Here is a 13749-nt window from a genome sequence, read left to right as displayed (position 1 = left end):
ACCTTTTCAAGGAATAGCATGAAAAAGATTGATGCGATTATTAAACCCTTCAAGCTGGACGATGTTCGCGAAGCACTGGCTGAAGTCGGCATTACCGGCATGACGGTCACTGAGGTGAAAGGTTTTGGCCGCCAGAAAGGCCATACCGAGCTGTACCGCGGCGCGGAGTATATGGTGGATTTTCTGCCGAAAGTGAAAATTGAGATTGTCGTACCGGACGACATTGTCGATACCTGTGTTGATACCATTATTCGCACGGCGCAAACCGGCAAAATCGGTGACGGTAAAATCTTCGTCTTTGACGTGGCACGGGTCATTCGTATCCGTACCGGTGAAGAAGACGACGCGGCAATTTAAACCGCGTCAAGGGTTGCCGGATGTTTCCATCCGGCAACATCAAATCACAGCACCTTATGCGGGCCAAAGCATTCGTAATGAATGTTTTCCTGCTTCACGCCCAGATCCACTAACTGTTTCGCGGCAAACTGCATGAAGCCAACCGGGCCGCAGAGATAGAACTGCATTGTCGGATCGCTGAACGCACCTTCCAGTTTGCTCAAATCCATCAGACCTTCGCTATCAAACTGACCTTTAGCGCGATCGGCTTCGCTCGGCTGACGATACCAGGTGTGCGCGGTAAAGCGCGGCAGTGCTTGCCCCAGTTCCTTAACTTCATCGGCAAAGGCGTGAACATCGCCATTTTCTGCCGCATGGAACCAGTTCACTTGTGCTGTGTGGCCTGCTTTTGCCAGTGTGTCGAGCATTGCCAGCATTGGCGTTTGGCCGACACCAGCAGAGATTAACGTCACCGGCGTGTCATCTGCGACAGCCATAAAGAAATCACCTGCTGGAGCAACCAGTTTCACGATATCGCCAACATTGGCGTGATTGTGCAGCCAGTTGGATACCTGCCCACCCTCTTCGCGTTTCACCGCAATACGATAGCCTTTGCCATCCGGTTTGCGAGTCAAAGAGTACTGACGAATTTCCTGATGCGGGAAACCTTCCGGCTTCAGCCAGACGCCGAGATATTGCCCTGGACGGTATTCTGCCACTGCGCCACCGTCGACCGGCTCCAGTTCGAAGCTGGTGATAAGCGCGCTGCGCGGTGTTTTAGCCACAATGCGGAAATCGCGAGTACCTTCCCAGCCACCGGCTTTGCTGGCGTTTTCGTTATAGATTTCCGCCTCGCGATTGATAAATACATTAGCCAGTACGCCATAGGCTTTACCCCATGCGTCCAGCACTTCCTGGCCCGGGCTGAACATTTCGTCCAGCGTCGCCAACAGGTGTTCGCCGACGATGTTGTACTGTTCCGGTTTGATCTGGAAACTGGTGTGCTTCTGCGCGATTTTTTCTACCGCTGGCAGCAGCGCAGGCAGGTTTTCAATATTACTGGCGTAGGCGGCAATGGCGTTAAACAGGGCTTCACGTTGATCGCCATTACGCTGGTTACTCATGTTAAAAATTTCTTTGAGTTCTGGGTTATGAGTAAACATACGGTCGTAGAAATGGGCGGTTAACTTTGGCCCCGTTTCCACCAGTAAAGGGATGGTGGCTTTTACTGTAGCGATGGTTTGAGCGTCAAGCATATGGTCTTCCTTTTTTTGCATCTTAATTGATGTATCTCAAATGCATCTTATAAAAAATAGCCCTGCAATGTAAATGGTTCTTTGGTGTTTTTCAGAAAGAATGTGATGAAGTGAAAAATTTGCATCACAAACCTGAAAAGAAATCCGTTTCCGGTTGCAAGCTCTTTATTCTCCAAAGCCTTGCGCAGCCTGAAGGTAATCGTTTGCGTAAATTCCTTTGTCAAGACCTGTTATCGCACAATGATTCGGTTATACTGTTCGCCGTTGTCCAACAGGACCGCCTATAAAGGCCAAAAATTTTATTGTTAGCTGAGTCAGGAGATGCGGATGTTAAAGCGTGAAATGAACATTGCCGATTATGATGCCGAACTGTGGCAGGCTATGGAGCAGGAAAAAGTACGTCAGGAAGAGCACATCGAACTGATCGCCTCCGAAAACTACACCAGCCCGCGCGTAATGCAGGCGCAGGGTTCTCAGCTGACCAACAAATATGCTGAAGGTTATCCGGGCAAACGCTACTACGGCGGTTGCGAGTATGTTGATATCGTTGAACAACTGGCGATCGATCGTGCGAAAGAACTGTTCGGTGCTGACTACGCTAACGTCCAGCCGCACTCCGGCTCCCAGGCTAACTTTGCGGTATACACCGCGCTGCTGGAACCAGGTGATACCGTTCTGGGTATGAACCTGGCGCATGGCGGCCACCTGACTCACGGTTCTCCGGTTAATTTCTCCGGTAAACTGTACAACATCGTTCCTTACGGTATCGATGCTAGCGGTCATATCGACTACGCCGATCTGGAAAAACAAGCCAAAGAACACAAACCGAAAATGATTATCGGTGGCTTCTCTGCATATTCCGGCGTGGTTGACTGGGCGAAAATGCGTGAAATCGCTGACAGCATCGGTGCTTACCTGTTCGTTGATATGGCGCACGTTGCGGGCCTGGTTGCAGCTGGCGTCTACCCGAACCCGGTTCCTCATGCTCACGTTGTTACTACCACCACTCACAAAACCCTGGCGGGTCCGCGCGGCGGCCTGATCCTGGCGAAAGGTGGTAGCGAAGAGCTGTACAAAAAACTGAACTCTGCCGTTTTCCCTGGTGGTCAGGGCGGTCCGTTGATGCACGTAATCGCCGGTAAAGCGGTTGCTCTGAAAGAAGCGATGGAGCCTGAGTTCAAAACTTACCAGCAGCAGGTCGCGAAAAACGCTAAAGCGATGGTAGAAGTGTTCCTGGAACGCGGCTACAAAGTGGTTTCCGGCGGCACTGATAACCACCTGTTCCTGGTTGATCTGGTTGATAAAAACCTGACCGGTAAAGAAGCAGACGCCGCTCTGGGCCGTGCTAACATCACCGTTAACAAAAACAGCGTACCGAACGATCCGAAGAGCCCGTTTGTGACCTCCGGTATTCGCGTGGGTACTCCGGCGATTACCCGTCGTGGCTTTAAAGAAGCCGAAGCGAAAGAACTGGCTGGCTGGATGTGTGACGTGCTGGACAGCATCAATGATGAAGCGGTTATTGAGCGCATCAAAGGTAAAGTTCTCGACATCTGCGCACGTTACCCGGTTTACGCATAAGCGAAACGGTGATTTGCTGACAATGTGCTCGTTGTTCATGCCGGAAGCGGCGTGAACGCCTTATCCGGCCTACAAAACTTTGCAAATTCAATATATTGCAATATCCGTGTAGGCCTGATAAACGTAGTGCATCAGGCAATCTTAGGTTTGTGATCATCAAGGCTTCCTTCGGGAAGCCTTTCTACGTTATTGCGCCATCAAATCTGCCGTAACTGCGCCTCAACATACAAATAGCCAATCCCCAGCACCTGTTGTGCGCGGCTTAATTGCCCAAAGCCAATTTTTGTCGCTTTCACGCTCGGTCCTTCGTCGCGGTCGAACGGGTTAAATCCCGTCTGGCGAATAATGGTATTAAGCCAGTGCTCACCAAAGGCACAACTGCGACCGTACAACCAAATCTGATTAATATTGAGGATGTTGAGGAAGTTATACAGACTCAAACCAATGGCGTTGGCAGAGCGATCAACCCAACTGGTGATCCACGGTTCTCCACTCTGCCAGGCAGCGATTAACTGCGCGGTAGTCAGTTTTTCAGGATCAAGCTGAGTATTAACCGGTTGTGATTTTAGCCATACCCGCGCCTGTTTTTTTAATGCGCTTAACGAGGCGACGGTTTCCAGGCAGCCGTAACGCCCGCAGTCGCAGACGACGCCATCCGGATTAACGATGGTGTGACCAATCTGTCCGCTACCATACAAACTGCCGCGATAAATTTGCTCGTTAATCACGAACGACGAGCCAATGCCGTAATCAACGTTGATCACGCAGAAATCCCGTTCCTGCGAATTATTTTGCCATTTCTCCGCCAGCGCCAGCATCACGCAGTCATTATCGACCATCACCCGAATGCCGAGCTTCTCTTCCAGCAGATACTTTACCTCAACCGGCGTTGTCCACGGCGCTTGCGGCATGGTTTGCGACACGCCAGTCACCGGATCAACCTGACCGTGGATTGCCAGCGCCAGGTTGATGGTACGGTCCGGCCACAATTTACGGTGGCGATGCCAGCATTTTTCGATTTCGGACAGCAGCGCCTGCGGCGTCGGTGCATCAATCTGTAAATACTCAAATTCACCTTTCGGACTTAAACAAGCATTAGCAACCTGACACTCAATACTGGTGGGCGTCACGTTCAGGCACAGCGTCCAGTCACCTTCCGGCGCAATCAGCCATGTACCGCTACTATGCCCGCGCGTATGGCTTTCATCGTCGATATTCACCACCCGTTTTTCGCTTTCCAGTTCCTGCAAAATATTACTGACCGCCGGAATCGAAATTTGCGCCAGCCGGGCCAGGGTTGATTTATTGGCGCGCTTTTGCCGGTACAGCAGTTCCAGAATCACGCATTTGTTATGGTGGCGAATCTGTTGATTGTTAATGCAGGCTCTCATCTTCACTAAACCTTGTTTAGTTAATTGCGTGATTATTCCGCGAAAACATTGCCAGATTGTTCAATACACTGCCACAAATCTTTTAATTCAGTATGTCTTGTTAATATTGAGGGCACCATGACTCCAGTAAAAGTGTGGCAAGAGCGCGTTGAGATCCCGACCTATGAAACCGGGCCGCAGGATATACATCCTATGTTCCTGGAAAATCGCGTTTATCAGGGATCGTCCGGCGCGGTTTATCCCTACGGCGTGACCGATACGCTGAGCGAGCAGAAAACCCTGAAATCCTGGCAGGCGGTGTGGCTGGAAAACGACTACATCAAAGTGATGATCCTGCCGGAGCTGGGTGGTCGGGTGCATCGCGCGTGGGATAAAGTGAAACAGCGCGATTTTGTCTATCATAATGAAGTCATTAAACCGGCGCTGGTGGGGCTGCTGGGGCCGTGGATCTCCGGCGGGATTGAGTTTAACTGGCCGCAACACCATCGCCCGACCACCTTTATGCCCGTTGATTTCACCCTCGAAGCCCATGAAGACGGCGCACAAACCGTGTGGGTCGGCGAAACGGAGCCGATGCACGGTTTACAGGTGATGACTGGTTTCACCTTGCGTTCTGACCGGGCGGCGCTGGAAATCGCCAGCCGCGTCTATAACGGCAACGCCACGCCGCGTCATTTCTTGTGGTGGGCCAACCCGGCAGTGAAAGGGGGTGAAGGGCATCAGAGCGTCTTCCCGCCGGATGTAACGGCGGTGTTTGATCACGGCAAACGGGCCGTCTCCGCTTTCCCCATCGCCACCGGCACTTACTACAAAGTGGACTACTCCGCCGGAGTGGACATTTCTCGCTATAAAAATGTGCCCGTTCCAACCTCATATATGGCTGAAAAATCACAGTACGATTTTGTTGGCGCGTGGTGTCACGATGAAGATGGCGGTTTGCTGCACGTTGCCAACCACCATATTGCGCCAGGTAAAAAACAGTGGAGTTGGGGACACAGTGAATTTGGCCAGGCGTGGGATAAGAGTCTGACCGACAATAACGGCCCGTATATCGAACTGATGACCGGTATTTTTGCCGATAACCAGCCTGATTTTACCTGGCTTGATGCGTACGAAGAGAAGCGTTTCGAGCAGTATTTCCTGCCTTATCATTCTCTGGGCATGGTGCAAAATGCCTCCCGCGATGCGGTGATAAAACTCCAGCGTAGTGAGCGGGGGATTGAGTGGGGGCTGTATGCCATCTCTCCGTTGAAAGGATACCGTCTGGCGATCCGCGAAATCGGCAAATGCAACGCGTTACTCGATGATGCCGTGGCCCTGACACCAGCGACCGCCATCCAGGGCGTGTTGCACGGTATCAATCCTGACAGACTGACCATTGAACTCTCCGATGCCGACGGCAATATTGTACTGAGTTATCAGGAACATCAGCCGCAGGAGTTGCCGTTGCCGGACGTCGCCAAAGCGCCACTGGCAGCACAAGACATTGCAAGTACAGATGAAGCCTGGTTTATCGGTCAGCATCTGGAGCAATATCATCACGCCAGTCGTTCACCGTTCGATTACTACCTGCGCGGTGTGGCGCTGGACCCGCTGGATTATCGCTGTAACCTGGCGCTGGCGATGCTGGAATATAACCGCGCAGATTTCCCGCAAGCGGTGGTGTATGCCAGTCAGGCGCTGAAACGCGCACATGCGCTGAACAAAAACCCGCAGTGTGGACAGGCCAGTTTGATTCGCGCCAGTGCTTACGAACGTCAGGGACAATATCAACAAGCCGAAGAGGATTTCTGGCGTGCGGTCTGGAGCGGGAACAGCAAAGCGGGTGGCTATTATGGTCTGGCACGCCTGGCGGCGCGTAATGGTCACTTCGATGCTGGTCTGGATTTTTGCCAACAAAGTCTTCGCGCCTGCCCAACCAACCAGGAAGTGCTTTGCCTGCATAACCTGCTGCTGGTGTTAAGTGGTCGTCAGGACAACGCGCGTTTGCAGCGCGAGAAACTGCTGCGTGATTATCCGCTGAACGCCACTCTGTGGTGGCTGAACTGGTTCGATGGTCGTAGCGAATCAGCCCTCGCGCAGTGGCGCGGTCTGTGTCAGGGACGCGACGTTAACGCCCTGATGACCGCCGGGCAACTGATTAACTGGGGAATGCCCACCCTGGCGTCAGAGATGCTGAACGCACTGGACTGCCAGCGCACGCTGCCGCTTTACTTGCAAGCCAGCTTGATGCCGAAAGCCGAACGCGGCGAACTGGTCACAAAAGCCATTGATGTCTTCCCACAGTTTGTCCGTTTCCCGAATACGCTGGAAGAAGTGGCGGCGCTGGAGAGTATTGAAGAGTGCTGGTTTGCCCGGCATTTACTGGCCTGCTTCTACTACAACAAGCGTAGCTACGGCAAAGCCATTGCCTTATGGCAGCGTTGCGTAGAGATGTCGCCGGAGTTTGCCGACGGCTGGCGCGGGTTGGCGATCCATGCGTGGAATAAGCAGCACGATTATGAGCTGGCCGCGCGTTATCTTGATAATGCTTATCAGCTTGCGCCGCAGGATGCACGTCTGCTTTTCGAACGGGATTTGCTTGATAAGTTAAGTGGAGCCACACCGGAGAAACGACTGGCGCGTCTGGAAAATAATCTGGAAATTGCGCTGAAACGCGACGACATGACCGCAGAACTGCTCAATTTGTGGCATCTCACGGGTCACGCAGACAAAGCGGCGGACATTCTCGCCACGCGCAAATTCCACCCGTGGGAAGGCGGGGAAGGGAAGATCACCAGTCAGTTTATCCTCAACCAGTTATTACGCGCCTGGCAGCATCTTGATGCCAGAGAGCCGCAGCAGGCCAGCGAACTGCTTCATGCCGCGCTGCATTATCCGGAGAATTTAAGCGAAGGCCGTTTACCGGGGCAAACTGATAACGACATCTGGTTCTGGCAGGCGATATGCGCCAACGCGCAGGGCGATCAAACTGAAGCGATGCGTTGTTTACGTCTGGCGGCGACTGGCGATCGCACCATTAACATTCACAGTTATTACAATGATCAGCCGGTTGATTATCTCTTCTGGCAAGGAATGGCGCTGCGACTGCTGGGTGAACAGCAAACTGCACAGCAACTGTTTAGTGAAATGAAACAGTGGGCGCAAGAGATGGCGAAAACCAGTATTGAGGCGGATTTCTTTGCTGTTTCACAACCTGACCTGTTGTCGCTGTATGGCGATTTACAACAGCAGCATAAAGAAAAATGCCTGATGGTGGCGATGCTGGCGTCCGCGGGACTCGGGGAGGTTGCGCAATATGAGTCTGCTCGCGCTGAATTGACGGCGATTAATCCGGCCTGGCCGAAAGCGGCATTATTCACCACTGTGATGCCTTTTATTTTTAACTACGTTCACTAAACCCTATTAACTGTAATATTTGAGCGGCACGCGCTGCCGCTCATCACAAAATAATTAGAATAAGCCGTTGTTAATAAAAACCCTACAGGAGGCTCTATGCCTAAAAAAATGAGAACAACCCGTAATCTATTATTAATGGCTACGCTATTAGGTAGCGCTTTATTTGCCAGGGCTGCGGAAAAAGAAATGACCATTGGCGCAATATACCTTGATACTCAGGGATATTACGCTGGCGTGCGTCAGGGCGTTCAGGATGCGGCAAAAGATTCTTCAGTACAGGTACAGTTAATTGAAACTAACGCCCAGGGTGATATTTCGAAAGAAAGTACCTTTGTTGATACCCTCGTGGCGCGTAATGTCGATGCCATTATTTTATCGGCAGTGTCTGAAAATGGCAGTAGCCGTACTGTTCGTCGCGCCAGTGAAGCGGGTATTCCGGTGATTTGCTACAACACCTGTATTAATCAAAAGGGTGTCGATAAATATGTCTCGGCGTATCTGGTCGGCGATCCGCTAGAATTTGGTAAAAAATTGGGTAACGCTGCCGCCGATTATTTTATTGCCAACAAAATTGACCAGCCGAAAATTGCCGTCATCAATTGCGAAGCCTTTGAAGTTTGTGTGCAACGACGTAAAGGGTTTGAAGAAGTATTAAAAGCCCGCGTTCCCGGCGCGCAAATTGTCGCTAATCAGGAAGGGACTGTTTTAGATAAAGCGATTTCCGTTGGTGAAAAACTAATTATCTCCACGCCGGATCTCAACGCCATTATGGGCGAATCGGGCGGTGCGACACTCGGCGCGGTAAAAGCGGTACGTAATCAAAATCAGGCAGGAAAAATTGCCGTTTTCGGTTCGGATATGACCACTGAAATTGCTCAGGAGCTGGAAAACAACCAGGTGCTGAAAGCGGTAGTGGATATTTCCGGTAAGAAAATGGGCAATGCTGTTTTCGCGCAAACATTGAAGGTTATCAATAAACAAGCCGACGGTGAAAAAGTGATTCAGGTGCCTATCGATCTCTATACCAAAACGGAAGACGGTAAACAGTGGCTGGCAACGCACGTTGATGGTCTGCCCTAATCGCTGATTCGCAGAGGTCCCTATGTTCACGGCAACAGAGGCAGTCCCGGTAGCAAAAGTGGTGGCAGGAAATAAGCGTTATCCCGGCGTCGTTGCGTTGGATAACGTTAACTTCACGCTCAATAAAGGCGAAGTTCGTGCGCTGTTAGGCAAAAACGGCGCGGGCAAATCGACCCTCATTCGAATGCTTACCGGCAGTGAACGTCCGGATAGCGGTGATATCTGGATTGGCGAGACGCGACTGGAAGGTGACGAAGCTACGTTGACTCGCCGTGCCGCTGAACTGGGGGTTCGTGCGGTTTATCAGGAGTTAAGTCTGGTGGAGGGACTGACTGTGGCGGAAAACCTCTGCCTCGGTCAGTGGCCCCGCCGCAACGGCATGATTGATTACCCGCAAATGGCGCAGGATGCCCAACGTTGCTTACTGGCGCTGGGCGTTGACGTTAGTCCTGAACAACTTGTTTCAACACTAAGCCCGGCGCAAAAGCAGCTGGTGGAAATTGCGCGGGTGATGAAAGGCGAGCCGCGCGTGGTCATTCTTGATGAACCTACCAGTTCGCTTGCCAGTGCGGAAGTTGAACTGGTGATCAGCGCGGTTAAAAAGATGTCGGCACTGGGCGTGGCGGTGATTTATGTCAGCCACCGGATGGAAGAAATTCGCCGCATTGCCTCCTGTGCCACCGTTATGCGCGATGGTCAGGTGGCGGGCGATGTGATGCTCGAAAACACCTCCACGCATCATATTGTGTCGCTAATGCTCGGGCGCGATCACGTTGATATTGCGCCGGTTTCCCCTCAGGAAATTGTCGATCAGGCCGTGCTGGAAGTCCGTGCGTTACGCCATAAGCCCAAGCTGGAGGATATCAGCTTTACGCTCCGTCGTGGCGAAGTACTCGGCATTGCTGGCCTGCTGGGGGCAGGGCGCAGTGAATTGTTGAAAGCCATAGTTGGGCTGGAGACGTATGAACAGGGCGAAATTGTTATCAACGGCGAGAAAATCACGCGCCCCGATTACGGCGACATGCTGAAACGCGGCATTGGCTATACGCCAGAAAACCGCAAAGAAGCGGGGATCATTCCCTGGCTGGGCGTTGACGAAAATACAGTGCTGACCAATCGGCAAAAAATCAGCGCCAACGGTGTGCTGCAATGGTCCACCATCCGCCGCCTGACCGAAGAGGTGATGCAGCGGATGACGGTCAAGGCTGCCAGTAGCGAAACGCCCATCGGCACGCTTTCTGGCGGCAATCAGCAAAAAGTGGTGATCGGTCGTTGGGTCTATGCCGCCAGCCAGATTTTGTTGCTCGACGAGCCAACGCGTGGCGTCGATATCGAAGCCAAACAGCAGATTTACCGTATTGTCCGCGAGCTGGCTGCCGAAGGAAAAAGCGTGGTGTTTATCTCCAGTGAAGTGGAGGAGTTGCCGCTGGTGTGTGACCGCATCCTGTTATTACAGCACGGTACGTTCTCGCAGGAGTTTCACTCGCCGGTCAATGTGGATGAGCTGATGTCCGCCATTCTGTCTGTGCACTGATGAATTTTACCGAGGAACCTGAAGATGTCTGCTTCGTCATTACCATTGCCGCAGGGCAAGAGCGTCTCGCTCAAACAATTTGTCAGTCGCCATATTAATGAGATCGGTTTGCTGGTGGTGATCGCCATTCTTTATCTGGTCTTCTCTCTGAACGCGCCGGGTTTTATCTCATTGAATAACCAGATGAACGTGCTGCGCGATGCCGCCACCATTGGGATTGCCGCCTGGGCGATGACGCTGATTATTATCTCCGGAGAAATTGATGTCAGCGTTGGGCCGATGGTGGCTTTTGTCTCGGTGTGCCTGGCATTTTTGCTGCAATTTGAAGTTCCGCTGGCGATAGCTTGTCTGCTGGTGTTGCTGTTAGGCGCGCTGATGGGAACGCTCGCCGGGGTGCTGCGCGGCGTGTTTAACGTGCCAAGTTTTGTTGCCACGCTGGGTTTATGGAGCGCCCTGCGCGGAATGGGGCTGTTTATGACGAACGCCTTGCCAGTGCCGATTGACGAAAACGAAGTGCTGGACTGGCTGGGGGGACAATTTCTCGGTGTGCCGGTATCCGCGCTGATCATGATGGTGTTGTTTGCGCTGTTTGTGTTCATCAGCCGCAAAACCGCCTTCGGGCGCTCGGTTTTTGCTGTTGGCGGTAATGCCACTGCAGCACAGTTGTGCGGTATTAACGTTCGTCGGGTGCGCATTCTTATCTTTACCCTTTCGGGATTATTAGCGGCGGTGACCGGCATTTTGTTGGCGGCGCGCCTCGGTTCCGGTAACGCAGGTGCCGCAAACGGTCTGGAGTTTGACGTCATCGCCGCGGTCGTGGTCGGTGGTACGGCACTTTCCGGCGGTCGCGGTTCCCTGTTTGGTACATTGCTTGGTGTGTTGGTGATTACGCTAATCGGTAACGGTCTGGTGCTGCTAGGGATTAACTCCTTTTTCCAGCAGGTGGTGCGCGGCGTCATCATCGTGGTGGCGGTGCTGGCGAATATCTTGCTGACCCAGCGTAGCAGTAAAGCGAAACGCTAAACCTTAACGCCCCTGGCGCGGGTGCGGCAGGGATGAAAATTAATCGTATTGTTAATGAGGGATTTATGAAAACGATGCTGGCAGCTTATTTACCAGGAAATTCGACCGTCGATCTGCGGGAAGTTGCGGTGCCGACGCCGGGTATTAACCAGGTACTGATCAAAATGAAATCCTCCGGAATTTGCGGAAGCGATGTCCACTATATCTACCACCAGCACCGCGCTACGGCGGCGGCACCCGATAAACCGTTATACCAGGGATTTATCAACGGTCATGAACCGTGCGGGCAAATTGTGGCGATGGGGCAAGGCTGCCGCCATTTTAAAGAGGGCGACCGCGTGCTGGTGTATCATATTTCTGGCTGTGGTTTTTGCCCGAACTGCCGTCGTGGTTTTCCTATCTCTTGTACTGGCGAAGGAAAAGCGGCTTACGGCTGGCAGCGTGACGGCGGCCATGCTGAATACCTGCTGGCGGAAGAAAAAGATCTGATCCTGCTCCCGGACGCGCTGAGCTATGAAGATGGTGCGTTTATCAGTTGCGGCGTTGGTACAGCGTATGAAGGGATTTTGCGCGGCGAAGTTTCCGGCAGTGATAACGTGCTGGTGGTCGGTCTGGGGCCGGTCGGCATGATGGCGATGATGCTGGCGAAAGGTCGCGGTGCAAAAAGGATCATCGGCGTTGATATGCTGCCGGAACGTCTGGCGATGGCGAAACAGTTAGGGGTGATGGATCACGGCTATTTAGCAACCACCGAAGGTCTGCCGCAGATTATCGCCGAACTCACCCACGGTGGCGCGGATGTTGCGCTCGATTGTTCCGGTAATGCCGCAGGTCGCTTACTGGCGTTGCAATCCACTGATGACTGGGGACGGGTGGTTTACATCGGGGAAACCGGAAAAGTGGAGTTCGAGGTTAGCGCTGATCTGATGCATCATCAACGGCGGATTATTGGCTCCTGGGTGACCAGTCTATTCCATATGGAAAAATGCGCCCACGATTTAACGGACTGGAAACTGTGGCCGCGTAATGCCATTACCCATCGCTTCTCACTGGAACAGGCAGGAGATGCCTATGCGCTGATGGCGAGCGGTAAATGCGGGAAAGTTGTGATTAACTTCCCGGATTAAGGAGTCAGCGGATGACCATCTATACCTTATCTCACGGGCCGCTAAAGCTGGACGTTTCTGACCGGGGCGGCGTCATCGAGGGCTTCTGGCGTGACGCGACGCCGCTCTTACGTCCCGGTAAAAAAAGCGGTGTGGCAACCGATGCCTCTTGTTTTCCGCTGGTGCCGTTTGCAAACCGGGTGAGCGGCAATCGTTTTGTCTGGCAGGGGCGTGAGTATCAACTGCAACCGAATGTTGAGTGGGATGCGCACTATCTGCACGGCGACGGCTGGCTGGGGCAGTGGCAATGTGTCTCGCGCAGCGAAGATAGCTTGTGTCTGGTGTATGAACATCGCAGCGGTGTTTATCACTATCGGGTAAGTCAGGCGTTTCATTTAACGGCAGATACGCTGACGGTGACGCTCTCTGTCACCAATCAAGGGGCAGAGACGCTGCCATTTGGTACCGGCTTGCATCCTTATTTTCCGTTGTCACCACAAACGCGGATTCAGGCGCAGGCGAGCGGTTATTGGCTGGAGCGGGAGCAGTGGCTGGCGGGTGAGTTTTGCGAGCAGCTACCGCAGGAGCTGGATTTCAACCAGCTCGCGCCGTTGCCGCACCAGTGGGTGAACAATGGCTTTGCCGGATGGAATGGTCAGGCCCGCATCGAGCAGCCGCAGGAGGGTTATGCCATCATCATGGAAACGACGCCACCTGCACCATGTTATTTCATCTTTGTTTCCGACCCGGCGTTTGATAAAGGATATGCGTTTGATTTCTTCTGTCTGGAACCGATGAGCCATGCGCCGGATGACCATCATCGCCCGGAAGGGGGGGATCTCATTGCGCTTGCACCAGGGGAATCAACAACTTCAGAGATGTCGTTGCGGGTTGCGTTACTGTAATTTATAAAATGCCGGATAAGGCGTTCACTGAACTGCACCCCAAATGTTGGACATAATCTGACATCTGAAGGTGCAGTTTATGAAACATTCATTTGAAGTAAAACTTGCCGCTGTAAATCATTACCTGGCTGGTCATGC

General features: G+C 52.7%; 10 protein-coding genes. 8 read left to right on the top strand and 2 right to left on the bottom strand.

All coding sequences use genetic code 11. The features are described from left to right. Positions 1-18 precede the first annotated feature (18 nt). On the top strand, positions 19-357 hold the full coding sequence (gene glnB, locus ACJHXB_RS22420) for a nitrogen regulatory protein P-II (protein ID WP_000717694.1): 339 nt from the start codon (positions 19-21) through the stop codon (positions 355-357). A gap of 44 nt (positions 358-401) precedes the next feature. On the opposite strand, the gene hmpA is transcribed toward glnB, so the two are convergent. Next, positions 402-1592, bottom strand: coding sequence for an NO-inducible flavohemoprotein (gene hmpA, locus ACJHXB_RS22415; protein ID WP_000883108.1), 1191 nt, complete (start codon positions 1590-1592; stop codon positions 402-404). A 327-nt stretch (positions 1593-1919) separates the two neighbouring features. On the opposite strand from hmpA, the gene glyA reads away from it, so the two are divergent. Continuing rightward, the gene (glyA, locus tag ACJHXB_RS22410; RefSeq protein WP_000919149.1) at positions 1920-3173 is read left to right on the top strand and encodes a serine hydroxymethyltransferase; all 1254 of its coding nucleotides are present in this window, start codon (positions 1920-1922) and stop codon (positions 3171-3173) included. Between the two features lie 197 nt (positions 3174-3370). On the opposite strand, the gene ACJHXB_RS22405 is transcribed toward glyA, so the two are convergent. Then, positions 3371-4564, bottom strand: coding sequence for an ROK family protein (locus ACJHXB_RS22405; RefSeq protein WP_001200767.1), 1194 nt, complete (start codon positions 4562-4564; stop codon positions 3371-3373). Between the two features lie 117 nt (positions 4565-4681). Between ACJHXB_RS22405 and ACJHXB_RS22400 the strand changes: the two genes are divergently transcribed. The 6 genes from ACJHXB_RS22400 to ACJHXB_RS22375 all read left to right on the top strand — a co-directional run bounded on the left by ACJHXB_RS22400 (position 4682) and on the right by ACJHXB_RS22375 (position 13611). Continuing rightward, on the top strand, positions 4682-7963 hold the full coding sequence (locus tag ACJHXB_RS22400) for a DUF5107 domain-containing protein (protein WP_001469529.1): 3282 nt from the start codon (positions 4682-4684) through the stop codon (positions 7961-7963). 96 nt (positions 7964-8059) lie between these two features. After that, positions 8060-9043, top strand: coding sequence for a substrate-binding domain-containing protein (locus ACJHXB_RS22395; protein WP_001124907.1), 984 nt, complete (start codon positions 8060-8062; stop codon positions 9041-9043). Positions 9044-9065: 22 nt separating this feature from the next. Then, entirely contained in the window at positions 9066-10577 is a 1512-nt protein-coding gene (locus ACJHXB_RS22390) for a sugar ABC transporter ATP-binding protein (protein WP_000493495.1), read from the top strand. A gap of 24 nt (positions 10578-10601) precedes the next feature. After that, positions 10602-11600, top strand: coding sequence for an ABC transporter permease (locus tag ACJHXB_RS22385; protein ID WP_001276664.1), 999 nt, complete (start codon positions 10602-10604; stop codon positions 11598-11600). A 32-nt stretch (positions 11601-11632) separates the two neighbouring features. Next, entirely contained in the window at positions 11633-12727 is a 1095-nt protein-coding gene (locus ACJHXB_RS22380; protein ID WP_019843104.1) for a zinc-dependent alcohol dehydrogenase family protein, read from the top strand. Between the two features lie 11 nt (positions 12728-12738). Beyond that, positions 12739-13611 carry an aldose 1-epimerase gene (locus ACJHXB_RS22375; protein ID WP_000158526.1) on the top strand — a complete coding sequence of 291 codons (873 nt, stop codon included), beginning with the start codon at positions 12739-12741 and terminating at the stop codon, positions 13609-13611. The last annotated feature ends 138 nt before the right edge of the window (positions 13612-13749 follow it).

It is taken from the genome of Escherichia sp. WS3227_2 (genome assembly GCF_046486495.1).
Lineage (GTDB): Bacteria > Pseudomonadota > Gammaproteobacteria > Enterobacterales > Enterobacteriaceae > Escherichia > Escherichia coli.
Note: the sequence above shows the minus strand (reverse complement) of the source record. Positions and strands in the feature narration are given on the sequence as shown.